The sequence below is a fragment of the Proteus vulgaris genome (genome assembly GCF_033708015.1).
In the GTDB taxonomy this organism is placed as follows: Bacteria; Pseudomonadota; Gammaproteobacteria; order Enterobacterales; family Enterobacteriaceae; genus Proteus.
This window is the reverse complement of the sequence record NZ_CP137920.1, coordinates 1009644-1033193: the sequence shown is the minus strand read 5'-3', so window position 1 is coordinate 1033193 and position 23550 is coordinate 1009644. Positions and strand designations below refer to the sequence as shown.

General features: G+C 38.8%; 21 protein-coding genes. 3 read left to right on the top strand and 18 right to left on the bottom strand.

The window, feature by feature from the left end:
- Window positions 1–410 precede the first annotated feature (410 nt).
- The 10 genes from recA to gpt all read right to left on the bottom strand — a co-directional run bounded on the left by recA (window position 411) and on the right by gpt (window position 11118).
- Window positions 411–1478, bottom strand: a complete 1068-nt coding sequence (recA, locus tag SB028_RS04825) for a recombinase RecA (RefSeq protein WP_069367091.1) — start codon at window positions 1476–1478, stop codon at window positions 411–413.
- A gap of 107 nt (window positions 1479–1585) precedes the next feature.
- On the bottom strand, window positions 1586–2092 hold the full coding sequence (pncC, locus tag SB028_RS04820) for a nicotinamide-nucleotide amidase (protein ID WP_069367090.1): 507 nt from the start codon (window positions 2090–2092) through the stop codon (window positions 1586–1588).
- 36 nt (window positions 2093–2128) lie between these two features.
- Window positions 2129–3328, bottom strand: coding sequence for a lysophospholipid transporter LplT (gene lplT, locus SB028_RS04815; protein ID WP_069367089.1), 1200 nt, complete (start codon window positions 3326–3328; stop codon window positions 2129–2131).
- Window positions 3328–5487, bottom strand: a complete 2160-nt coding sequence (gene aas / locus SB028_RS04810) for a bifunctional acyl-ACP--phospholipid O-acyltransferase/long-chain-fatty-acid--ACP ligase (protein ID WP_077885054.1) — start codon at window positions 5485–5487, stop codon at window positions 3328–3330. Before aas ends, lplT begins: the two co-directional genes overlap by 1 nt.
- 103 nt (window positions 5488–5590) lie before the next feature.
- A complete protein-coding gene (aroL, locus tag SB028_RS04805) occupies window positions 5591–6103 on the bottom strand; it encodes a shikimate kinase AroL (protein WP_069367088.1) in 513 nt (170 codons plus the stop codon).
- Window positions 6104–6249: 146 nt separating this feature from the next.
- On the bottom strand, window positions 6250–7503 hold the full coding sequence (locus SB028_RS04800; protein ID WP_069367087.1) for a glutamate-5-semialdehyde dehydrogenase: 1254 nt from the start codon (window positions 7501–7503) through the stop codon (window positions 6250–6252).
- A gap of 11 nt (window positions 7504–7514) precedes the next feature.
- Complete coding sequence (gene proB, locus SB028_RS04795; RefSeq protein ID WP_069367086.1) at window positions 7515–8618, bottom strand: glutamate 5-kinase; 1104 nt, start codon at window positions 8616–8618, stop codon at window positions 7515–7517.
- Window positions 8619–8733: 115 nt separating this feature from the next.
- Window positions 8734–9135, bottom strand: coding sequence for a sigma factor-binding protein Crl (gene crl, locus SB028_RS04790; protein WP_069367085.1), 402 nt, complete (start codon window positions 9133–9135; stop codon window positions 8734–8736).
- 71 nt (window positions 9136–9206) lie between these two features.
- Complete coding sequence (frsA, locus tag SB028_RS04785) at window positions 9207–10457, bottom strand: esterase FrsA (RefSeq protein ID WP_069367084.1); 1251 nt, start codon at window positions 10455–10457, stop codon at window positions 9207–9209.
- A 202-nt stretch (window positions 10458–10659) separates the two neighbouring features.
- Window positions 10660–11118: a xanthine phosphoribosyltransferase gene (gene gpt, locus SB028_RS04780; RefSeq protein WP_069367083.1), complete on the bottom strand. Its 459-nt coding sequence runs from the start codon at window positions 11116–11118 to the stop codon at window positions 10660–10662.
- Window positions 11119–11471: 353 nt separating this feature from the next.
- On the opposite strand from gpt, the gene pepD reads away from it, so the two are divergent.
- Window positions 11472–12929 carry a beta-Ala-His dipeptidase gene (pepD, locus tag SB028_RS04775; RefSeq protein ID WP_069367082.1) on the top strand — a complete coding sequence of 486 codons (1458 nt, stop codon included), beginning with the start codon at window positions 11472–11474 and terminating at the stop codon, window positions 12927–12929.
- 296 nt (window positions 12930–13225) lie between these two features.
- Window positions 13226–15388, top strand: coding sequence for a TonB-dependent siderophore receptor (locus SB028_RS04770; RefSeq protein WP_069367108.1), 2163 nt, complete (start codon window positions 13226–13228; stop codon window positions 15386–15388).
- A 77-nt stretch (window positions 15389–15465) separates the two neighbouring features.
- Here the strand turns inward: SB028_RS04770 and dinB are convergent, their stop codons facing one another.
- Window positions 15466–16521 carry a DNA polymerase IV gene (gene dinB / locus SB028_RS04765; protein WP_069367081.1) on the bottom strand — a complete coding sequence of 352 codons (1056 nt, stop codon included), beginning with the start codon at window positions 16519–16521 and terminating at the stop codon, window positions 15466–15468.
- A 233-nt stretch (window positions 16522–16754) separates the two neighbouring features.
- Here dinB and SB028_RS04760 point away from each other — a divergent pair, with 233 nt between their 5' ends.
- The gene (locus SB028_RS04760) at window positions 16755–17627 is read left to right on the top strand and encodes a glycerophosphodiester phosphodiesterase family protein (protein WP_069367080.1); all 873 of its coding nucleotides are present in this window, start codon (window positions 16755–16757) and stop codon (window positions 17625–17627) included.
- Between the two features lie 86 nt (window positions 17628–17713).
- Here the strand turns inward: SB028_RS04760 and nqrM are convergent, their stop codons facing one another.
- The 7 genes from nqrM to SB028_RS04725 all read right to left on the bottom strand — a co-directional run bounded on the left by nqrM (window position 17714) and on the right by SB028_RS04725 (window position 23547).
- Window positions 17714–17941 carry a (Na+)-NQR maturation NqrM gene (gene nqrM, locus SB028_RS04755; protein ID WP_023580998.1) on the bottom strand — a complete coding sequence of 76 codons (228 nt, stop codon included), beginning with the start codon at window positions 17939–17941 and terminating at the stop codon, window positions 17714–17716.
- Window positions 17942–17960: 19 nt separating this feature from the next.
- Window positions 17961–18983 carry an FAD:protein FMN transferase gene (locus tag SB028_RS04750; RefSeq protein ID WP_069367079.1) on the bottom strand — a complete coding sequence of 341 codons (1023 nt, stop codon included), beginning with the start codon at window positions 18981–18983 and terminating at the stop codon, window positions 17961–17963.
- A gap of 80 nt (window positions 18984–19063) precedes the next feature.
- Entirely contained in the window at window positions 19064–20290 is a 1227-nt protein-coding gene (nqrF, locus tag SB028_RS04745) for an NADH:ubiquinone reductase (Na(+)-transporting) subunit F (RefSeq protein ID WP_069367078.1), read from the bottom strand.
- A gap of 16 nt (window positions 20291–20306) precedes the next feature.
- A complete protein-coding gene (gene nqrE, locus SB028_RS04740) occupies window positions 20307–20903 on the bottom strand; it encodes an NADH:ubiquinone reductase (Na(+)-transporting) subunit E (RefSeq protein WP_006534792.1) in 597 nt (198 codons plus the stop codon).
- A 5-nt stretch (window positions 20904–20908) separates the two neighbouring features.
- Window positions 20909–21538 carry an NADH:ubiquinone reductase (Na(+)-transporting) subunit D gene (locus SB028_RS04735; RefSeq protein ID WP_069367077.1) on the bottom strand — a complete coding sequence of 210 codons (630 nt, stop codon included), beginning with the start codon at window positions 21536–21538 and terminating at the stop codon, window positions 20909–20911.
- Window positions 21531–22316, bottom strand: coding sequence for a Na(+)-translocating NADH-quinone reductase subunit C (locus SB028_RS04730; protein ID WP_069367076.1), 786 nt, complete (start codon window positions 22314–22316; stop codon window positions 21531–21533). The genes SB028_RS04735 and SB028_RS04730 overlap by 8 nt, the downstream gene beginning before the upstream one ends.
- Window positions 22309–23547 carry an NADH:ubiquinone reductase (Na(+)-transporting) subunit B gene (locus SB028_RS04725; protein WP_069367075.1) on the bottom strand — a complete coding sequence of 413 codons (1239 nt, stop codon included), beginning with the start codon at window positions 23545–23547 and terminating at the stop codon, window positions 22309–22311. Before SB028_RS04725 ends, SB028_RS04730 begins: the two co-directional genes overlap by 8 nt.
- Window positions 23548–23550 lie beyond the last annotated feature (3 nt).

Sequence of the window (23550 nt, the reverse complement as noted above, 5' to 3'; positions counted from 1 at the left end):
AGATCCAAATATATTGAAGGTATTTATCTTTATAGGTCAATTATTTATTATCTGGTGCAACCAGATCATCGTAATGATTCTTATTTTAATTATTTAATAGCATGGATATATCACCAAAATTTCACTATATAAAAATTCATATAACAATATAAAATGAATCAGTAAAAAATATCGTTATATTCAATAAAGTAGTGTTAAAGGCTATTTTTATAAAAAGAAAACAAAATAAGACTAATTTTTTGCCTCTTTTTAAATGAAAAAAGCAACATGCAGTAAAAAGGAAGCCGTTTTAGAGCTTCCTTTTTGAGTGAGTTAAATCACATTAATTGACTAGTGGTTTACAACTACGATAACCGTAATATGTTTTAATACACATTCAATTTAGTAATTTAGATATTGGAAAAAGATTATTATTCTGTTTCTTCAATATCTGTCGCATCATCACCATTGTTAGCAAAATCAGCCGCACTAGTAAATTCGCCTGCATGATTTAATAACATTTCACGTAGTTTAGTGTTTAACTCATCATACATTTCAGGGTGTTCTTTTAGGTAAGTCGTTGCATTGGCTTTACCTTGACCAATTTTCTCACCGTTATAGCTGTACCATGCACCGGCTTTCTCTACCAATTTATGTTTAACACCTAAATCAATGAGTTCACCAAAGGTATTGATACCTTCGCCATACATAATTTGGAATTCAGCCTGTTTAAATGGTGCTGCAATTTTGTTTTTCACCACTTTTACGCGTGTTTCACTACCAACGACTTCATCACCATTTTTAACCGAGCCGATACGACGAATGTCTAAGCGAACCGATGCGTAGAATTTAAGCGCATTACCACCTGTAGTGGTTTCAGGGTTACCAAACATAACCCCAATTTTCATACGAATTTGGTTGATGAAAATAAGCAATGTGTTGGAGTTTTTCAGATTACCAGCTAATTTACGCATAGCTTGGCTCATCATACGAGCCGCTAAACCAACATGTGAATCACCAATCTCACCTTCAATTTCTGCTTTCGGCGTTAAAGCAGCAACGGAGTCAACAACAATAACATCAACAGCGCCAGAACGAGATAATGCATCACAAATTTCTAAGGCTTGTTCACCTGTATCAGGCTGAGAACACAGTAGATTATCAATATCTACGCCTAGTTTTTTAGCGTAGATAGGATCTAAAGCATGCTCAGCATCGATAAATGCACAAATTTTACCTTCACGTTGAGCGGCAGCAATAACTTGTAATGTTAACGTTGTTTTACCTGAAGATTCAGGACCATAGATTTCAACAATACGACCACGTGGTAAACCACCAGCACCTAAAGCAACGTCTAATGATAAAGAACCCGTAGAGATGGTTTCAACGTTCATGGAACGATCTTCGCCCAGACGCATGATAGACCCTTTACCAAATTGCTTTTCAATTTGACCAAGTGCTGCGGCCAATGCTTTTTGTTTGTTTTCATCAATAGCCATGTTATCTCCCTCTGGGCAGTGAAACATCAATATGGGTCACTACCATTAAAACGTATATGATTTTGCTTGTTGAAACTCATTATACTGTATAATCATACAGTATCAAGTTAATTATTAATAATTTCTTTAAGGATTGATTTTAAAGAAAAAATAACAGATTCAGCTCTTACTTGTTCTCGTGAACCATTGAATATACAGTGTTTTGCCTTAGTTTGAATGCCTGTTGATGTTTTCATTGCAAAACCAAACCAAACTAAACCAACAGGTTTTTCTTCACTACCACCACCAGGGCCTGCAATACCGCTAACAGACACTGCAAAATCTGCATTAGCTGTTGTCAGCGCCCCCTTAGCCATTTGAAGAACAACTTCCTCACTCACCGCGCCGTATTTAAGCAAAGTTTGTTTATCTACACCGATCATTTCATGCTTTGCCTCATTGCTATATGTGACAAAGCCACGGTGATAATATTCAGAACTTCCAGAAATATCAGTGATTACTTTCGCAATCCATCCACCAGTGCAAGATTCAGCCGTTGTTATCGTACTTTTCTTTTCAAGTAACGCTTTACCCACTTCAATACTTAGGCGGGTCATTTCATCGTAATTTATCATTAAGGTTCATCTAACCTCTATTCTAAATCCCACTGTTTAAGATTTCTTTCTGGTGCAATCCCATAACCATAAACCACCAATTGCAAGGGCAAAGATAGCACCAAAACCAATTCCAATAGCAACAACAGAGACACCAATGCTTGTAACCAGTGAGAACAGTCCAAGCATTAATAGCATTGCGGTATTTTCACCTAAGTTTTGTACAGCGATAGCATTACCAGCCCCTACACTGTGCTTTCCTTTATTCTGTAATAACGCATTTAATGGCACGACAAAGAAGCCACCAAAAATACCGATGATGATAAGAATTAGGTAGGATGGAATAATTGAGGTTTGCAATGAGAAGTAAACAACCCCAAGACCAATTAAAATACCAGCAGGCATACAACGACGTACTGTTTTCAGTGTCACAAATTTAGCCGCTAATCCAGCACCGACTACAATACCAATAGCAACCATCGCATTTAATACAGTCGGTGTTGTATTATCAGTCATACCAAGAGCAATAGGTACCCACTGAACAAGCAAAAAGCGCAATGTTACTCCTGCGCCCCAAAACATGCTGGTTCCCACTAAAGAAAAGCGACTTTCTTTATCAGCCCATAAAGTACGTGTAGCCTCAAGAAACTGCGTGAACATTTTTTTAATGCTCCAACCACGACCAATTTGAGCAGCTGATAATTTAGGTATACCAAAGTTAACAAATACAGCTAAAGCATACATTACTGCACAAACACCTAATGCAAAAACAATGCTCCAATCTGAGAGTAAACCACCAATGACTGATCCCAACAAAATAGCCGCAATGGTAGAAGCTTCCATTAAGCCATTCGCCTTAACTAAACGCTCACCATCTGTTAATTCACCTAAAATGCCATATTTAGCAGGGGAATAAACAGCAGCACCAATTCCTACTAATGCATAACCAAGGAAAGGATCAGAGCCAACACAGATAAGAAATGCGCCGATAAATTTTAAAAGGTTACCACTGAGCATTACCCTACCTTTAGGATTACGATCAGCAAATTGCCCTACAAAAGGTGCTAAAAGAATAAAAGCCAGCACAAAAACCATTTGTAAAACAGGTTGGCTCCACTCTGGATAAAGTGCCGATTTGAACTGAGCAAGGATCGCAAACAATAATGCATTGTCAGCAAACGCAGAAAGAAATTGCGATATTAATACCGCTTTCATTCCTCTACTCATTAAAGGAGGCTGGCTAATATTCTCAGACATTAATTATTTTCCTGTTCAGCACGTTTCTTCAATAAGACAAAATCCGTTTTCCCACTTCCTAAAACAGGAATTTCTTTGATAAAACGAATATCCTTTGGTACAGAAATTTCAGCAACACCTTCCGATTTTGCCAATGCAGACAGCGTACTACGATCTAATTGATTATCGGTTGTGAACAGTACTAATGATTCGCCTCTGCGTTTATCACTTATTGTCACAACAGCATGTTCACCTTTAGATGCTTTACGTGCAAGTTGCTCAACACCTTCAAGAGAAACCATTTCACCCGCAATTTTTGCAAAGCGTTTTACACGTCCTTTAATAGTACAAAAACCTTCGCTATCAATAGCCACAATATCACCTGTATCGTACCAACCTTCTTCGTCAATACCTTCAGCATTGGTTGCGACAGGCACTTCCAATTTTTCAGGTGATTCTACACGCAAGTATCCCATCATAACGTTAGGACCACGTAGTTGTAGTCTACCGCCGTCAGTAATACCATTCATTGGAATTAAACGCCCTTCCATACCCGGTAATAAACGACCTACTGTATGCGCTTTGGCACTCATAGGCACATTGATTGACACAACGGGTGCACATTCTGTTACGCCATAGCCTTCTAAAATACGAATACCAAATTTCTCTTGCCATAAAATACGAGTTGATTCAGAAAGCTTTTCAGCTCCAGCGACCACATATCTTACTCTGGCAAAATCATAAGGATGGGCAAATTTCCCGTAGTTTCCTAAAAAGGTTGATGTTCCAAATAATACTGTACAGTTTTGGTCATAGACTAATTCAGGTACGACTCGATAGTGTAGCGGGCTTGGATAAAGAAAAACGCGCGCCCCCAAGCAAATTGGGGTTAGCAGACAGGCAGTTAAACCAAAGGCATGGAATAACGGTAATGCTGACATAAATTTGTCTTTCGGTGAAAAATCAGCAATAGCACGAATTTGGTCAACGTTAGCTAATAAACTTGAATGGCTATGAACAACACCTTTAGGTGTTCCTTCAGATCCTGATGTAAATAGAATAACGGCTGCTTCATGAGCATCTTGCGGTAACATCGCTTTTTGAGGCGTAATGAGATGTTTGAGGATCCAGCGTTTATCTTCACTCGTGACCGTATCTTTTAGATCCTCAAGATAAATCCAATTAGCTTCTGGCGTTTGCTCAGGAATATGTAATAAATTCCCTTTCTCTAAAAACTGGCGTGATGTAAAGATAGTTTTAATTGATGCGGCTTTCATCGCATTTTGTACACCTAAACTACCCGCTGTATAATTAAGCATTGCCACAACACGTTGACGCATTGTTGCACCTAATAGTGCCGCTGCAGTGACTGTTGTATTTGGAAGCAGTAAACCTATACGCTCTTTCGGTTCAGTATAGCGTTCAATTAATCGACTGATCCCGAGTGTTTTTTTCAGTAACCCTTGATAAGAATCTTCTTTTAAATTGATATCAGAAATGAGTGGACTAAACCGACCATATTGAGACATTGCCTGTAAGAATGCTTCATACAACGTGATATTGGGGCGAGTTTGCATGATGGCTTCCATCATGATATCACGCATAGCTTCACCCGCTAATCGACGACGCTCAGAAGATTTTTCCACTTTTGGCATCGGTAATTCAACCGCAGGAAGCACCTTGATAGTGATTTTAGGAAAAAGGTGAGACTTTACTTGTAAACTTTTACGGACTCGTGAGAAATAACTAAATTCAACCCCTTCAATTCTAACAGGAACAACTTTAGCACCTGATTTTGCGGCAATAAAAGCAGCACCCTCATAAATTTTCATCAAACCATTTGTTACTGTGATCCTTCCTTCAGGGAAAATCACAACAGGACGACCTTTATCCACTTCTTTAACTAATTGACGCACAGCCATTGGGTTGGCGGGATCTAAAGGCACGATGTCAGCATAACGACCTAACCATCTTGTTGTTTTTGCAGAAGCAACAGAGGTATAAACAGCAAACACCGGATTAATTGGCAGGAATAAACGTAATAATATACCGTCAATAAAAGAAGTATGGTTTGGCGTAATTATACATTTTTCATATTGTGAAAACTGATTAACAAGTCCTTCAATTCTTATTCTAAATAAGAATCTAAATAGTGTTTTAAAAAACGCTATCAACATCATATCCATATCTCATTTTGCTATAATTAGCCTTACTATAAATAGGATGTGATGAAAATAAAATAGATGTTCCCTGTTTTATCCTGTATATCAGATGACTACTTAATCATTTAGTGAGTTTTGCGAGAATTCCCTCAATTATTTCATTTATAGGTAATCCCGCATCAACAATAATATCAGCACATTGCAAATATAAAGGTTCACGTTTAGCCAAAACGTCATTCATTTCTGAAATTAACGTTTTCCCCGTCAAACTTGGTCTTTGGGCTTCATTTGGATCTTGGGACAAACGCTCAACTAACGTTTCAAGAGATGCTTGTAAATAAATAATAACACCTGAAGATTTCATATAAGCACGATTTTCATCTGCTAAAATCATCCCCCCTCCTGTTGAGATAACTTGGTTAGGCAGGCTAACTTCAACTAATGCTTCTGACTCAGTTTGACGAAAAAAATCCCAACCTTTTTCCTGAACCATTAAAGATATAGTTTGTTGATATTTCTTAGTTATCCAATCATCCGTATCAATGAATCTATAATTTAAAGTAAGGGAAAGTGCTTTACCTACTGTTGTTTTTCCTGCACCTCTAGGTCCGATAAGGTAAATTGTACTATCCATAAAATGCACTATCTCCATAGCGTGTTCCCTTTAAGGGGGTGTAATAAAAAATTTACATATTGTAAAGTATAAAACATCATACCTGATGTAACAAAAAAATAAAGCCACACTTTAAAAGAGTGTGGCTTATTGCATCTTCTCAACAATTAGCTACGAATTGTATTATCACCGTAACCAATCCATTTATAGGTCGTTAAGGCGTCTAATCCCATTGGTCCTCTAGCATGTAATTTCTGTGTACTCACAGCAACCTCAGCACCTAAACCAAACTGTCCACCATCAGTAAAGCGTGTACTCGCATTAACATACACAGCAGCTGAGTCAACTTGACGAACAAAACGATCAGCATTAGCAAGAGATTGCGTTAAAATAGCATCAGAGTGTGCTGTGCCATAACGACGAATATGGTTAATTGCCTCCGTTAACCCACCCACGACTTCTACATTCAAATCAAGTGATAACCATTCATCACAATAATCTTCATCTTTCACAACAACAACAGTAGCTCCGCCTTTTTTCAACCCTGGCAAAGCCTTCTCACTTGAATGCAAAGTTACCTTTTGAGCTGCCATAGCATCACTTAACTGAGGCAAAAATAACTCAGCAATATTTTCGTGTACTAAGAGCGTTTCTAAAGAATTACACGCACTTGGACGTTGTACTTTTGCATTGATGATAACCGTTAATGCTTTTTCTAAATCCGCACTTTCATCCACAAAAGTATGGCAAACGCCAATACCACCAGTGATAACAGGAATGGTTGATTGTTCACGGCAAAGTTTATGCAATCCTGCACCACCTCGTGGAATAAGCATATCAATATACTCATCCATTTTTAGCATTCTAGCGACTAACTCGCGATCAGGCTTATCAATCGCCTGAATAGCGCCAGCAGGAATACCACATTTTTCTAATGCTTGTTGAATAACAGCAACAACCGCTTGGTTAGTATGATGGGTTTCTTTTCCACCACGAAGAATAGCCGCATTACCTGTTTTTAAACATAAAGAAGCCACATCTATTGTGACATTAGGGCGAGCTTCATAAATAACGCCCACCACCCCTAACGGCACACGACGACGCTCTAAACGTAAACCGCTATCTAACATGCGACCATCAATAACTTGACCCACTGGATCTTCTAAGCGACACACTTGTCGTACATCATCTGCAATTGCTTTTAAACGTGCAGAATTAAGTAATAAACGATCAAGCATAGCGGCATTGATATTCGCTTCACGAGCTGCTTGCATATCTTTTTCATTTGCTGCAAGAATTGAAGCTTCTTGTTGTTCTAATAAATCAGCCATGACTAATAATGCCTGATTTTTCTGCTCTGTTGATAGTTGAGCTAAATGCCAAGATGCTTCTCTTGCCGATTTCCCCATTTGTTCTAACATCAGAAGGCTCCTTAGCTAACAATCATATCATCACGATGTACGGCAACACTGCCATACTCGTAACCTAAAATTTGACTAATTTCTTGTGAATGGTGTCCAGCAATTAGACGCAGCGCATCACTATTATAGTGTGCAACACCATGAGCGAGATCTTTACCTTGTAAACTTTGGATTCGGATGACACATCCACGAGAAAAATCGCCTTTAATTTCTTTAATACCTTTTGGTAAAAGGGAGCTACCTTTTTCTTTAATGGCGTTTTCAGCCCCTTCATCAACCACAATTACACCTGCAATTGGCGCACCAAAGATCCACCGTTTACGCGCTTCTAATGGGCTTTTTAGGCCATGAAATAATGTGCCAACAGATTCACCATTAATAACTTTCGCGATAACTTCCGGTTGCACACCAGCTGCGATAACAACATCAATCCCCGCACGCCCAGCAACGGTTGCTGCTTGCAGTTTTGTTGCCATACCGCCCGTACCTAAACCTGATACGCTATCACCAGCCATTTGGCGTAACTCATCATTGATATCAAAAACTTCTGGGATCAATTTAGCATCTGGATTACTGCGAGGATCCGCCGTATAAAGCCCTTCAATATCTGTCAATAATAACAGTTTATCTGCACCACCTAAAATAGCCGCTAATGCTGATAAGTTATCGTTGTCACCCACTTTTATTTCTGCCGTAGCAACAGCATCATTTTCATTGATAACGGGGATAATATGGTTATCTAACAGCGCATGTAATGTATCACGTGCATTTAAGAAACGTTCTCTATCTTCTATATCAGCACGCGTTAATAGCATTTGACCAATATGAATACCATAGATAGCAAATAACTGTTTCCATACTTGAATTAAAGCACTTTGCCCCACAGCGGCAAGCAACTGTTTTGAGGCAATCGTTGCGGGCAGATCAGGGTAATTCAAATACTCACGTCCAGCAGCAATTGCACCTGAAGTGACAATGATAATCCGATGACCTTTTTCGTGTTGTTTAGCACATTGGCGAACCAGCTCAACAATATGAGACTGATCCAGACGTCGTGAACCACCAGTAAGTACACTTGTCCCTAATTTAACAACCAGCGTTTGGCTGCTATTCATAACATTTACCATTCTTGTTGATTATTTAAAAAGATAATACACAGTTTTATCAGGAGAGAAGCGTTATGCCAACTGACATAACGCAAAATCTATGAAAAGTTGCCCTAACACAAAATTAGGGCTGAATAGGAAGAGGAAAATTGTTCATTTTTTCATCTGGGATGAGTGTCATTTCTAATTCACTCACGGCTAATTGAAGAAATTCATGAAAACGAATGAGTGTTTCATTGATTGACTCAACAACATCATTCTTACTTATGTTCTGATGAAGCCAATCACCATTTTTATCGAATAGCCCAATTTGATAATGATAAATGAGCTGCTCATTATTACGTTCTAATTCCATCCACCAGCCCCAAAACTCTCGTTTTTCTGGCGCGACTTTTTTATTGACACAAACGGCTAAACAGTCAAAAAAGAACTGGCTCTCTTGGCATTGTTGCTCTCGGATATATGGACCGATTTGAGCAAAACGCTTTAATAACTTACCTCGGGTAGGGTTCAAAGATGAAGTCATAAATTCAGTCTCCTTAGAAACTCTACTGTTATATAATCTAATATAATTAGCAAGTTATTGTTCAAAATTAATTATATTAATTTATCATAGATCCAATCTGCGCTTTTTTGTAGCGCAAGCTCTAAACCTTCATAAAGCGGTTTGTCATTAATAGCAAGAATGTCACCATCCATAGAAGAACGAGCAATTAATTGCGAATCCTCTTTAGGGCTCATATCATCCCCTTTCCAATAGACACCCATCATCGGAACAGGCATGCGTCGTCCAATCAACCCTTGGTTTTTCAGGGAGTAACTGCTCAACGACAATCGAAGATTATTCTCATCGATATTCCATAATCCTAAACGACTTGCTAACACATCAAGATACATCACAGGAATTTTTTTCTGCAATTCAGCTTGAGTAAAGAAAGCGTGGATCAATGGGCCTAAAGCAACAACACCTTTAATCAATTTAGGGTAGATATAAGCTAAACGCACAGCTATATTACCACCAAAGCGAAAGCCCATTACACCAACGCGAGTATGATCAATCCAAGGCACTTCAGAAAGTTGTTTTAGCACTTCACCTTGTAATTGGCATGTATCTTCCGTTAGTTTTTGTTTTACTGAATAACCAATTCCTGGCATATCCAGTGTTAACATTGCAATACCTTTTGGGGAAAGATAATCACGGAAGAAGCTGACGTAATCACTTTGTAAGCCGTCTAATCCACCACAAAATAACACGGTAGGATAAGGACCTCTACAATCTTTTGGTAAATGCAGAAAACCCGTTGTCGTTCCTTTCCCCTCTAATTTAAATGTCAGTTTTTTTACGTCAAAAGAGGAAAATTTTGTCGCATTCTCAAAGGCTTTCATCGACAAGGTAACGGCTTGATCTGCTAAGAAATCACCATTAATAAAGGGATATGCGGCAATGCTATAAAGATGAGCTGCTTGTAACCAACAATCAGCTGCGGTATCACCAGACTCTTCACGTAATGCTTTTTGTTGCCAGATCATCGCTTGATGTGACCACTCAAATGACCAACCTCCTTTACGATATCCTACAACGGTATCAATAAATTTATCGTCACTACGAGGAGCATCCTGTACCGCAATTCGACTTAACACTTCTTCTATTTCAATAGGCGAAATTCCACGCCAAATCCAAAGTAAACGTTGAATAGTCCTATACCAATTTTGCTGGCTTGTACCATTAAGCACAGTATAGGTATTAATATTCGATTTGGGATGGGTATACTGAATTAGCGTTGAAGTCTCAGCGTGTTTTGCTCGTGGCTTAAATAAAGTTTCAGAAAGATTCGTATTGTTTGCCATATCACTCTTCAAATCAGTGGATATCGTATAAAGGGCTTAAAAGACTGGCTTTATCATAGCATGAAATCGACTGGAACAATGTGTATCACGACAAGCGATCGCACGAATACATATAAAAAGGAAGAGAAAAAAGCTTAAAAACCAAAATCCCCGCCTAAGCGAGGATCTCGATTAAAACAGCAAAACGAATGCTATCAACTTATTATTGATCGCAAACAGGCGGAATAAAGGCAACACCCATATCCCAAGGCTGTTCAATCCATGTATTTTGCGGAATATCAACCACAAAATCATCCACTAAAGGACGCCCTTCAGGTTTTGCAAAGATAGTGACGAAATGCGCTTTTGGGTACATGTCACGGATAACTTTAGCTGTCCCCCCCGTATCAACTAAATCGTCAACAACGATAAAGCCTTCACCATCACCTTCTGCTTTTTTTAAGATTTTGAGATCACGCTGATGATCATGGTCATAGCTAGAAATGCAGACTGTATCCACATGACGGATACCTAATTCACGAGCAAGTAATGCAGCAGGGACTAATCCCCCACGGCTGACAGCAATAATGCCGGTCCACTGTTCGACTGGTAATAAACGTTGCGCCAATTGACGGGCATGTATTTGCAACATATCCCACGTTACAACATATTTTTCGCTCATAATATTGTGATCCTAGCTACTTGAATTTCGAGAGAAGCTTTTTTGCGGAAAAAAAGGTTGCGCGAGATTATAGTGATTTGAGCGCCTAAAAACCAGAGAAAACGTGAAAACAGGTGAGATTATCCTCATTTTTTTCTGTAATACCTATTTCTGATTAAAAAACAAACTATATGAAAAATAAATACAAAATAGAGATCTAATTTCTTAGATAGAGATGTGAATAGAATGACGCATTCATCAGAAGAAAGTGATATTCTCAACTATATTGGCGTATAACGCTCAGAATAATAAAGCTAACCCTTAAAAAAGCGGTAGGCTATCAATAACACAGATGCTGTTAGAGGAGATCCATCGTGTCTGAACTATCTACTCTATCCCCACAACCACTATGGGATATTTTTGCAAAAATTTGTTCGATTCCACATCCATCACATCATGAAGAAGCCTTAGCTTCCCATATTCTTTCTTGGGCTAGTGAAAAAGGTCTTTTTGCACAGCGCGATGCAGTTGGCAATATTTTAATTCGTAAACCAGCAACTAAAGGCATGGAAGATCGTAAAGCCGTTGTTTTACAAGCACACTTAGATATGGTGCCACAAAAAAACAACGATACAGTTCACGACTTCACAAAAGATCCAATTCAACCTTACATCGACGGTGAATGGATCAAAGCGAAAGGCACAACATTAGGTGCTGACAATGGCGTAGGTATGGCATCTGCATTAGCGGTTTTAGCTGACGATACTGTTAAGCACGGTCCATTAGAAGTACTACTAACGATGACTGAAGAAACCGGCATGGACGGTGCGTTTGGTTTACAACCAGGTTGGTTACAAGCTGATATTCTTATCAACACAGACTCTGAAGAAGAAGGTGAAATCTACATGGGTTGTGCGGGTGGTATTGATGTTAAAACCACAGTAAACCTTTCTTACGATGCAATCCCAGCAGACCACGTTGTTAAACAACTCGTTCTAAAAGGATTAAATGGTGGTCACTCTGGTGGTGATATCCATTTAGGTTTAGGTAACGCAAATAAATTATTAGCGCGTTTCTTAGCGGGTCATGCAGAAGAATTGTCGCTAAAATTAATTGATTTCCACGGTGGTACACTGCGTAATGCGATCCCTCGTGAAGCAAACATTGTTTTTGCAATTCCAGCAGATAAAGCAAGCCAGCTAGATGCAGTAAAAGCGAAATTTGAAGCGCTGTTAAAAACAGAATTAGCTATTGTTGAAAAAAATCTGAAAGTTGAACTAATTGATACAACAACAGATAAAAAAGTTTTCACAGCAGATTGCCAAGAACGCTTAATCAACCTACTTAATGCGATGCCAAATGGCGTTATTCGTATGAGTGACGATGTTGAAGGCGTTGTTGAAACATCATTAAACGTAGGTGTTGTGAGCATTGTTGACGATAAAGTCGAGATCCTATGCTTAATTCGTTCTCTAATTGATAGCGGTAAAACCTATGTTGTTAGCATGCTGACAGCATTAGCCAAACTGGCTAAAGCCGATATCGAAACCAAAGGCGGTTACCCAGGTTGGAAACCCGATGCAGACTCCCCTGTTATGCATTTAGTTCGTGACACTTACCAACAACTGTTTGATAAAGTGCCAAACATCATGGTTATCCACGCAGGCCTTGAGTGTGGTCTATTCAAAAAACCTTACCCAGATATGGATATGGTTTCTATTGGACCAACAATCCGTGGTGCTCACTCACCAGACGAACGCGTTCACATTAAGAGTGTCGGTCAATACTGGCAATTATTAACTGCGATTTTAAAAGCAATCCCTGCTAAATAATCTCGCTTTAGTGTTAATAATCAAACCCGCTTAATTGGCGGGTTTTTTTGTGATTGAAGTCATCACAAAAAATAATTTATTTCTCCTAAATACCTACGATTTCCCTTAGTGATCATAATTTATTCCTCATATAGCCAATTCCATAATTACTTATTCCATTATGGAATAAAAAATAAATCTTAATAAATTAAATATATAGAATGCTAATCATTATCATTAGCGTTAATATTTTCAGGATGGTATTTTCATGGCTTCCGCATTTAAAGTTAAATAATAAAAAACCAAAGGGTTCTATTGTGTCTAATAAAAATTGCGCTACTCGCCTCTTTCTTGCTTTACCTCTAAGTTTACTTTCTATTCAGATTCATGCAGCAGTCAATCAAAATGCACCTGAAAAGATAATTGTCACAGCATCTCCATCACAAGATCCTCAAGCACCTGTTTCCGGTTTTGTAGCAACAAAAACATTATCAACAAATAAAACATCGACTGAAATTGAAAAAACACCGCAATCCATTAGCGTGATCACGCGCGATCAAATGGACGCCCAAGATGTCAGTTCTGTTTCTCAGGCGTTACGTTATACACCTGGAGTTTTCACAGAATATCGTGGAAGTTCTAATCGTAATGATGAAGTTTTTATTCGTGGGTACAGTTATGCGCCACGTTTTCTTGACGGTCTAAGCTATGGAATGGGAGCTTCATCATCAACGGGCGCAATTGATCCATGGTTATTAGAACGCGTTGAAGTTGTTAGAGGGCCTGCGTCAGTTCTTTATGGCCAAGTAAACCCTGGCGGTCTTGTTGCAATGACAAGTAAAAGACCAACGGCATCCCCTATTCGCCACATTCAAGTACGAGCTGGCAATGATAAATTAGCAGAAACCGCTTTTGATTTTTCAGGCGCATTAAGTGATGACAATCGTGTACTTTATCGTCTAAACGGCATTGCAAAAACACAACACACACAAATAAAAAACTATAAAGAAGAACGTTTTGCACTTGCTCCTGCGATTACTTTCTTACCTAATGAGCAAACTCGCTTAACACTATTAAGCTTTATTCAACAAGAGCCTGAAGCGGGATACCGTAACTTCTTACCCGCCTATGGTACAGTTAAAAGCACGCCTGCTGGTACTATTCCCTTTAATTTTGATGTCAACAATCCTGATTACCATAAATCATGGCGTCAACAATATGGTATAGGTTATGAATTTGAACACGAATTTAGTGATTCACTAAAAATTGTACAAAATGCTCGATATAGTCATATTAATCAAAAATATAAATACCTTGTATTTGGATCTCTAAGAAAAGATAACCCTTATGTCCTTGAACGCCGTGCGCAACAAGAGCAGAGAGAAACTGATACTTTAGGGATTGATACTCGTTTACAAGCAGACTTTACTACTGCAAAACTTAATCATACTTTGATTGCTGGTATTGATTATCAGTGGAGTAAAGATCAAGATAATTTACTCCGTGCAATGGGGCCTGAGTACGATCTTGATTGGCGTGATCCTAACTATCACTATCCAATTGATATGAGCTTACAAAAACCTGCGACTGATCAGCGACAAAAACGTGATCAAATTGGGTTGTATCTACAAGATCAGATCCAATGGAAAAATTGGATCTTGCTTGCAGGCTTACGCCAAGATTGGGCTCAAGTTCGAACCCATGATTTCTTAGCTAAAAGCGATGATCAACAAGATGATCATAAATTAACCGGTCGCGCAGGGCTTTTATATTCTTTTGATAATGGTATTTCTCCTTATATTAGTTATAGCACCTCGTTTGAACCTAATTTACAAACTCGCCGAGCCCCAGGAAGTGCCCCTTTTGAGCCTAGCGAAGGCCGTCAATTAGAAGTGGGCGTTAAATACCTCACACCAAATGAACAAACATTAGCAACACTCTCTGTTTATCAATTACAACAACGTAATGTCACCAACTATAATGCTGAAAAAGCATATTTTGAGCCAGTGGGTGAAATTAGAAGTCGTGGTATTGAAGCCCAAATTAATAGCCAATTAACTGAAAATATTTCCTTTATCAGCAGTTATGCTTATACCCATACAGAAGTAAGAAAAACCATTATTGCGGGAACACAAGGAAAAGAACTCCCTAGAGTTCCTAAGCATATGACATCATTTTGGGGTCAATATAATGAAACATCAGGGCTATTTAATGGGGCTAAAGCTGGTGTTGGTGTGAGATATGTGGGTGTATCTCAAGGCGATACCAAAAATACGGTCAGTGTACCCGCGGTTACTCTTTACGATGCGATGATTGGTTATTCATTAGGTGAGCTATCCCCCTCTTTGAAGGGAGCAGAAATTCAGCTTAATATGAATAATATTGCGAATAAACACTATGTGGCATCTTGTGCTGGTGATACGGCATGTTTTTATGGGATAGGCAGAACAATGACCGCAACAATGAATTATCGCTGGTAATACTATATAGGTTCACTACATAGATTAACGGTGTTAACCATAGCCTCTCTATTGAGCGGCTATGGTTTTTTTAATTGTTATAGTGCTAAAAGAAGCTGTCGTTCTATTTGTGGATCTTGCAAGGTGACATGAAATCCGATTAATCGTACACCTCGACCATTTCGGCGCTCATGCCATGCTTGGTAAGCAATATTGATTAAATCGGCTTTTTCCAAAATAGGATGAGTATGCTCTTGGGTCGTTAATTGAAAATCATCAAATTTTAGTTTAACGCCTTGTCTTGCTATCCTTAAATCGGGTTTCACTTTTGTAAGACGCCTTTCTAATTCGCTATATAACCCATCAAGTAATGCCAAGCAATCATCCCAAGAATTAATATCTGAGGCAAAAGTACGTTCCACTCCGACTGATTTTCTCAGCCTATCAGGGTTTATTTCACGCTCATCGATACCATGGCTGCGTTCCCATAAATTTTGACCGAATTTCCCAAGCACTTTGACTAAAGAAATGACATCAGTACGGCGAATATCAGCACAAGTTTCTAACCCCATTTCTTGCAAACGAGCAAATGTCACCTTACCTACACCGGGTATTTTATTAAGCGGCAATTTTAAAATAAAATCATCGACTTGCTCGGGTGTAATAACAAATTGCCCGTTGGGTTTATTAATATCAGAGGCGATTTTTGCGAGAAATTTAATCGGTGCTATGCCCGCAGATGCAGTAAGATCTAACTCATCAAAAATTTGTTGACGAATTTCTTGCGCTATCAACGTTGCAGATCCGTGACAATGCTTACTGTTAGATACATCAAGATAAGCTTCATCGAGTGAAAGCGGTTCAATAAGGTGAGTATAACGAGAAAAAATTTGGCGGATCTTTGCTGATGTCTCTTTATAAAGCGCCATTCTGCCAGATAAAACTTTTAAGTGAGGGCATAACTTCAACGCGGTTGCTGTTGACATCGCACTACGGACACCAAAACGACGAGCAGGATAATTCGCCGTGCAGATCACACCTCGGCTAGAAGCATTACCACCAACCGCAATAGGGATCTCTTTTAGTGCTGGATTATCTCGCATTTCAATCGCAGCATAAAAACAATCCATATCAACATGAATAATTTTACGCATACAATCACCTCTTTTTTATCACTGTTTAAATATACAGTAAATAAATATTAACTACAATTTTTATTCCTTCTAACCTCCCTCCATTGAGGTGTATTTCTCATAAAAATCTGAATTAGTCTCTTTATTTATAGAATCGTCACAAAGTGATGATAGATTGTTTTGGCTTGTTGATTAATTACATTAATTTTAAATATTGTTTTGTAACTATATATAAAACAAGGAAATAATTTTTCATGATCAAATTATTCATCGCTATTTCTCTCTTTTTTTATTCTGTAATTCTTATGGCATCTCCTAAAATTATCGCACACCGTGGTGGCACAACTGATGCCCCTGAAAACACTGAAATTGCTATAAAAACAGCCCTCTCTAATCAAGCTGATGCAATTTGGATCACGATCCAATTATCAAAAGACAAAATCCCTGTTCTTTATCGCCCTAGCGATTTAAAAAGCTTAACAAATGGGCAAGGTAGTATTTCTGACTTTACTGCACAGCAACTGAAACAATGGGATGCGGGCTATAAATTTGGTGAAGCACAACAATTTCCTTATCGAAATAAAGGTGTCACCATTCCGACATTGGATGAAATTTTAGCGCAATTTCCCACAACACAATTTTATCTTGATTTAAAATCACCAGATGCGGATCCTGCAATCCAAAGTGAAGCATTAACCACCGTGCTTCGTAAGCATAATGCATTGGATAGAACTCGCGTCTATTCTACAAATACCGCATTTCTTGATGCCTTACCGACAAATGTACAACGTTTTGAAAGTCGTGATATTACTCGTGATATTTTAGCCAATATCACCATGAGCCATGTTTGCCTACTACCTGAAAATTTAGATATGACTCGTTGGTATGGACTTGAACTTCACCGCAAAGTAGAAGTTGTCGAGAAATACACACTAGGTGAAGCACGCTCAGCCTCTGTTTTAAGTTGGGATAAAGATGCTATGTCTTGTTTTCGTGCTGGTGGTAATGCTCATATTATCCTTTTTGGGATCAATACAGAGAAAGATTACATTCAAGCCACAGAATTAGGTGCTGATGCGGTTATGGTCGATTCGCCAGCAAAAATGAAAGCATTTAGAAAAGAATAACCCCTCGTTTTTAGCTTTGTTTTTAAAAGAAATAAAAAAGAGTGATGTAAACATATACACCACTCTTTTTTTATTTTATATCTTATTTAAAGAATTCTATTTTTATTAAGCAATTCTTCTCTTGCTGCATCTTTTGCCATACGTTTTTTGCGTGCATCACAAGGTTCTGGACAATCGCACTCTTTTTCTATGCCCATAGCACCTAAACCGCCACAGCTACCTTGAAGGCTTTTACGTTTGACAATATAGCCTAATGCCATACCAAAGAAGGCAATCAAGAATAAGATGAAGGCAAATAGAAATATTTTTAACATAACCTTCCCTCCTTAAATTCTACTTTTTCAAGAATGGGGCGAATGCTTTACTATAACGCTCTTCAAACCCATTTTCAGTTTTCACTATCATAAAGACAGGAATATTTAGCTCGTTTGCTACAGCTAACCCTTTTTCAGGCCCTAAAACATTCAATCCTGTTGAAAGACCATCAGCACTCATACAAGTTGGCACAATCACAGTGATAGAAACAAGATTATGTTTAATAGGATGACCTGTGGTTGGGTCAATAGTATGAGAAAAACGGACGCCATTTTCTTCAAAATAGTTACGATAATCACCCGAAGTGGCTATTGAGTTGTCACCCGGCTCAATAATTAACTGAACACTCTGTTTTGTGCCGTCATTTGCCGGTTTTTCAATCGCTATACGCCAAAGCTTGTCATTACCATTCACGCCTTGAGTTCTTACTTCACCACCAATATCAACCATATAGTTAGTGATATTCTGTGAAATTAAATATTCAGCCACCGCATCAACACCATAGCCTTTAGCAATCGAAGAGAGATCGACATAAAGTTCAGGGATCTTTTTAATTAATGTATTACCTTCAACCGCAAGGTAATCAATTCCAATCCACTCTTTACGTTTTTCTAATTCATCTTCAGAAGGTTGGTGCGTAAATCGACCTTCTGGACCAAATCCCCATAAATTTACTAAAGGCCCCACGGTCACATCTAAAGCACCATTGGTTATTTTATTAATACGAATAGCTTCACTTACGACTTTGGCTGTCGCGGGTGAAACAGGAAATGGGGTATTAATTTCACGGCTTTGATTAAAACGACTGAGTTCAGAATGAGGACGATATGTTGACATTTGATCGTTCACTTCTTCAAGAATACGATCAATCTCTGTTTGTAAGACGTTTTGGGGAGGTGAATTACTGTCTGGAACATATTTTATCGAGTAATAAGTTCCCATGGTTTCACCTTCTAATACCTGCTGTTTTTCACCGCATGCAGATAATAGAACTAATGCAGACAGCATCACTATCCAATTTACCATCTTTCTTTTTAACATAACTCTCTCTTCTGATCATGAGCGCCCACATAAGTGGGCGCTTGTCATTTTATTCATTTATGCTTTATCGGAAGTTAGGATCAACCACCAAAGTCATCCAGCATAATGTTTTCATCTTCAACGCCTAAATCTTTGAGCATTTTAATCACTGCGGCATTCATCACTGGTGGCCCACACATGTAGAATTCACAATCTTCTGGTGCTGGATGATTTTTAAGGTAATTTTCAAACAACACATTGTGAATAAATCCGGTATAGCCAGTCCAATTATCTTCAGGCAATGCATCTGAAAGCGCGACATTCCATGTGAAGTTTTCGTTTTCTTTTGCAAGCATATCGAAATCTTCAGTGTAAAACATTTCACGAACAGAACGCGCACCATACCAGAAGCTGATTTTACGTTTAGTATGTAAACGCTTTAATTGGTCGAAAATATGTGAACGCATTGGCGCCATACCTGCACCACCACCAATAAAGATCATCTCAGCATCGGTTTCCTTAGCAAAGAATTCACCAAATGGCCCTGAAATTGTCACCTTATCACCTGGTTTTAATGACCAAATATACGATGACATAATTCCTGGTGGCACATCAGGATTGCGTGGTGGCGGTGTTGCAATACGCACGTTTAACATGATGATGCCATGTTCTTCAGGATAGTTCGCCATTGAATAAGCGCGTACTGTGGTTTCTTTAACGTCAGAAACATAACGGAATAAATTAAATTTATCCCAATCTTCACGATACTCTTCTGGTACATCAAAATCTTCATAACGTACTGTATGAGGAGGACATTCGATTTGAATAAATCCACCTGCGCGGAAAGGTACAACTTCACCTTCAGGAATTTTTAACACTAATTCTTTAATAAAAGTGGCTTTATTATCATTTGAGATAACTTCACATTCCCACTTTTTAACACCAAAAATTTCTTCTGGTAATTCTAATTTCAGATTGTTTTTTACGTTTACCTGACACGCTAAACGACAACCTTCTTTAGCTTCACGTTTGTTAATATGTGAAAGTTCTGTCGGTAAAATATCGCCACCACCTTCCAACACTTTAACGCGACACTGACCACAAGAGCCACCGCCACCACAAGCTGATGAAATAAAAATACCTTCGTTTGATAATACGTTAAGTAATTTATCTCCTGCTGGTGCATTAAAACTTTTTTCTGGGTCTCCATTGACCTCAACTGAAATATCCCCTGTATTGACCAGTTTTGATTTTGCAAACAAAATCAACGCTGTTAATACCAATACAATCAGGGTAAACATCACGACACCTAGAATAATTATATCCATGAGTTCTTCTCACCCTTTATAGCTGAACACCAGAGAAGGACATGAAACCTAATGCCATCAACCCTGTGGTGACAAAAGTAACGCCTAACCCTTTCATACCTGCCGGTACATCCGCGTACTTCATTTTCTCACGGATAGAAGCCAGTAATACGATGGCTAACATCCAACCAATTCCAGATCCGAAACCATAAACAATAGATTCACTAAAGTTATAGTCACGTTGTGCCATAAATGACACACCACCGAAAATAGCGCAGTTAACGGTAATAAGTGGCAAGAAGATCCCTAGAGCGTTATACAGCGCAGGGAAATAACGATCTAAAATCATTTCTAGGATTTGTACCAGTGCCGCTATCACACCAATGAAAGTAATAAAATTTAAGAAACTTAAATCAACACCTTCCATCAAGGCATTATCACGTAACACATAGTTGTAAACCAAGTTATTCAACGGTACAGAAAGACCGAGAACAACGGTAACAGCGATACCTAATCCAAAAGCTGTTTTTACATTTTTAGAGACAGCGAGGAATGTACACATCCCTAAGAAAAATGCGAGCGCCATATTCTCAATAAAAACAGCACGAACAAACAGGCTTATATAATGTTCCATGGCGATTAGTCCTCTTCAACCTGTGCAGGTTTTAATGTACGTAATCCCCAAATTAGCAAGCCAATAATAAAGAATGCACTTGGTGCTAACAGGAATAAACCGTTTGGCTGATACCAGCCACCATTTTGGACAGACTCCATCACGGTAATGCCGAATAATTTACCAGAACCAAAAAGTTCACGTAAAAAACCAACAAGGATCAAGATAACGCCGTATCCTAAACCGTTACCAATACCATCCATAAAACTCTCAATAGGCGGTGATTTCATCGCATAAGCTTCAGCACGCCCCATGACAATACAGTTAGTAATGATAAGACCAACGAAAACAGAAAGTTGCTTAGAAATTTCATACGCATAAGCTTGCAGTATTTGGTCAACAACGATAACTAATGAAGCAATAATCGCCATTTGAACAATAATACGAACGCTACTTGGTATGTAATTACGAATTAATGAAATAAAGAAGTTTGAGAATGCAGTAACCAGAGTTACCGCAATTGTCATCACTAATGCGGTTTCGAGTTTTGTTGTTACCGCCAATGCAGAACACACACCTAATACCTGTAAGGCAATCGGGTTATTATCTAACAATGGCCCAAGTAAAACGCGTTTAATTTCTTTTGTATCAGCCATTGATCTCTCCTTCACGAACTTTTTTCAGGAATGGGCCGAAACCTTTTTCGCCTAACCAAAAATCGAACATATGCTGGATACCATTTGAGGTCAATGTTGCTCCAGAAAGCCCATCAATACCATAAGGACTGTCAGATGCACCACTACGCACAATTTTAATTGCAGGAATACCTTCTTCCGTCAGTAAACGCTTACCTTTCCATTGTGCTTTCCATTGTGGGTTATCAACTTCACCCCCTAAGCCCGGTGTTTCGCCATGTGAATAATAAGTAATTCCTTTCGCTGTTACCCCGTCAATATCTACAGCGACGAAAGCGTACATGACAGACCATAAACCTGAACCATATACAGGTAGCACGACTTCTGTTGTTTTACCTTGCTCATCGAGAACGAAGTAAACTTCAGCGGTATTAGCACGGCGACGAATTTTAGCAATATCTTCAGCGGGTGATAATGCAATAGATGTTTCATCACTACGTAATTCAGCATTTAAATCAAAATTGCCTTTACTGTCAGTCAGTTCACCTGTCTGGAAATTCACAATTTTTGCTTTAATACGAGTGTCATACACTTTCAGTACATCTGTCGCACTCATTTTAGGTACGAGCAGACCCGCAACATCAAGAATATTTCGTTGTTTATCAAGAAGTTTTTGTTCTTCTTGTTTAGATTTCAGTCCAACAGCGGCTCCTGCGACGACCACAGAACACACAAGACATAGAATAAATACAACGAGGAACGTTCTTGCGACGCTATCTTTGTTTTTCTCTTTAGCCACGAGCTTTTCTCCGCTTAATATTCGCCTGAACAACCACGTAATCGAACAGTGGTGCAAATAAATTTGCGAATAAGATTGCCAGCATCATACCTTCTGGGTAAGCAGGATTGACGACACGAATAAGCACAGCCATTACGCCAATCAAAATACCGTAAGCCCATTTACCTTTATCGGTAAACGATGCGGATACTGGATCTGTTGCCATAAACATCATACCAAAAGCAAAACCACCTAATACTAAGTGCCAGTGCCAAGGCATTGAGAAGAGAGGATTGGTATCTGAACCGATAAAATTAAACAGGTATGACATTGCAATCATGCCCACCATTACCCCAGCAACAATACGCCAAGAAGCAATACGAGCAAAAAGAATGACAGCACCGCCGATTAAAATCATCAGTGTTGAAACTTCACCTATCGACCCAGGAATATATCCAAGGAATGCATCCATCCAAGAGATCGGTTGTTGAGTAGCGGTATTTAATAACGCACTTTCACCCGATACAGACCATTGTGATAATGGTGTCGCACCAGAGAAACCATCAGCCGCAGTCCACACCAGATCACCTGAAATTTGAGCTGGATAAGCAAAGAATAGGAATGCACGACCTGCTAATGCTGGGTTTAAGAAGTTGCGCCCTGTACCACCAAAGATTTCTTTCGCGATAACAACACCAAATGTAATACCTAATGCAGCCTGCCAAAGTGGTAATGTTGGCGGTACGATCAAGGCAAATAAAATGGATGTAACAAAGAAACCTTCGTTAATTTCATGGCCACGAATAAAGGCAAAAAGAACTTCCCAAAATCCACCAACTGCAAAAACAACAAAATAAATAGGTAAAAAGTAAGTTGCACCAAGTAGCATCTTACTTGCCCATCCAGCATCTGTTGTTAATGATGCACCGAGAAATTCAGCAAGGCGATAGTGCCAATCTGAAGCAATAATTTGCTGTAACTCAGCACCACTATATAACTGATTAAGGGCAGGGATTGCTTGATGACCAACGTTATACATTCCCCAAAACATTGCTGGGAAAACGGCTAACCAAACTAAGATCATCATGCGTTTTAGGTCAATGGTGTCACGAACATGCCCACCATTACGCGTAACAGTACCTGGCGTATAAAATACCGTGGTAACTGCTTCATAAAGCACGTACCATTTTGCTAATTTGCCACCGGGCTCAAAATGGTGCTCTACTTTTTCAAATAAATTTTTCAAACCCATGAG

What these genes read in the sequence shown, in the direction of transcription:
- SB028_RS04760 (WP_069367080.1), top strand. Translation starts at nt 16,755, where the DNA reads ATGATCAAATTATTCATCGCTATTTCTCTCTTTTTTTATTCTGTAATT.
- frsA (WP_069367084.1), bottom strand. Translation starts at nt 10,457, where the DNA reads ATGGCAAACAATACGAATCTTTCTGAAACTTTATTTAAGCCACGAGCA.
- aas (WP_077885054.1), bottom strand. Translation starts at nt 5,487, where the DNA reads ATGATGTTGATAGCGTTTTTTAAAACACTATTTAGATTCTTATTTAGA.
- lplT (WP_069367089.1), bottom strand. Translation starts at nt 3,328, where the DNA reads ATGTCTGAGAATATTAGCCAGCCTCCTTTAATGAGTAGAGGAATGAAA.
- dinB (WP_069367081.1), bottom strand. Translation starts at nt 16,521, where the DNA reads ATGCGTAAAATTATTCATGTTGATATGGATTGTTTTTATGCTGCGATT.
- recA (WP_069367091.1), bottom strand. Translation starts at nt 1,478, where the DNA reads ATGGCTATTGATGAAAACAAACAAAAAGCATTGGCCGCAGCACTTGGT.
- nqrE (WP_006534792.1), bottom strand. Translation starts at nt 20,903, where the DNA reads ATGGAACATTATATAAGCCTGTTTGTTCGTGCTGTTTTTATTGAGAAT.
- nqrF (WP_069367078.1), bottom strand. Translation starts at nt 20,290, where the DNA reads ATGGATATAATTATTCTAGGTGTCGTGATGTTTACCCTGATTGTATTG.
- SB028_RS04800 (WP_069367087.1), bottom strand. Translation starts at nt 7,503, where the DNA reads ATGTTAGAACAAATGGGGAAATCGGCAAGAGAAGCATCTTGGCATTTA.
- aroL (WP_069367088.1), bottom strand. Translation starts at nt 6,103, where the DNA reads ATGGATAGTACAATTTACCTTATCGGACCTAGAGGTGCAGGAAAAACA.
- crl (WP_069367085.1), bottom strand. Translation starts at nt 9,135, where the DNA reads ATGACTTCATCTTTGAACCCTACCCGAGGTAAGTTATTAAAGCGTTTT.
- SB028_RS04750 (WP_069367079.1), bottom strand. Translation starts at nt 18,983, where the DNA reads ATGTTAAAAAGAAAGATGGTAAATTGGATAGTGATGCTGTCTGCATTA.
- pncC (WP_069367090.1), bottom strand. Translation starts at nt 2,092, where the DNA reads ATGATAAATTACGATGAAATGACCCGCCTAAGTATTGAAGTGGGTAAA.
- gpt (WP_069367083.1), bottom strand. Translation starts at nt 11,118, where the DNA reads ATGAGCGAAAAATATGTTGTAACGTGGGATATGTTGCAAATACATGCC.
- proB (WP_069367086.1), bottom strand. Translation starts at nt 8,618, where the DNA reads ATGAATAGCAGCCAAACGCTGGTTGTTAAATTAGGGACAAGTGTACTT.
- SB028_RS04735 (WP_069367077.1), bottom strand. Translation starts at nt 21,538, where the DNA reads ATGGCTGATACAAAAGAAATTAAACGCGTTTTACTTGGGCCATTGTTA.
- nqrM (WP_023580998.1), bottom strand. Translation starts at nt 17,941, where the DNA reads ATGTTAAAAATATTTCTATTTGCCTTCATCTTATTCTTGATTGCCTTC.
- SB028_RS04725 (WP_069367075.1), bottom strand. Translation starts at nt 23,547, where the DNA reads ATGGGTTTGAAAAATTTATTTGAAAAAGTAGAGCACCATTTTGAGCCC.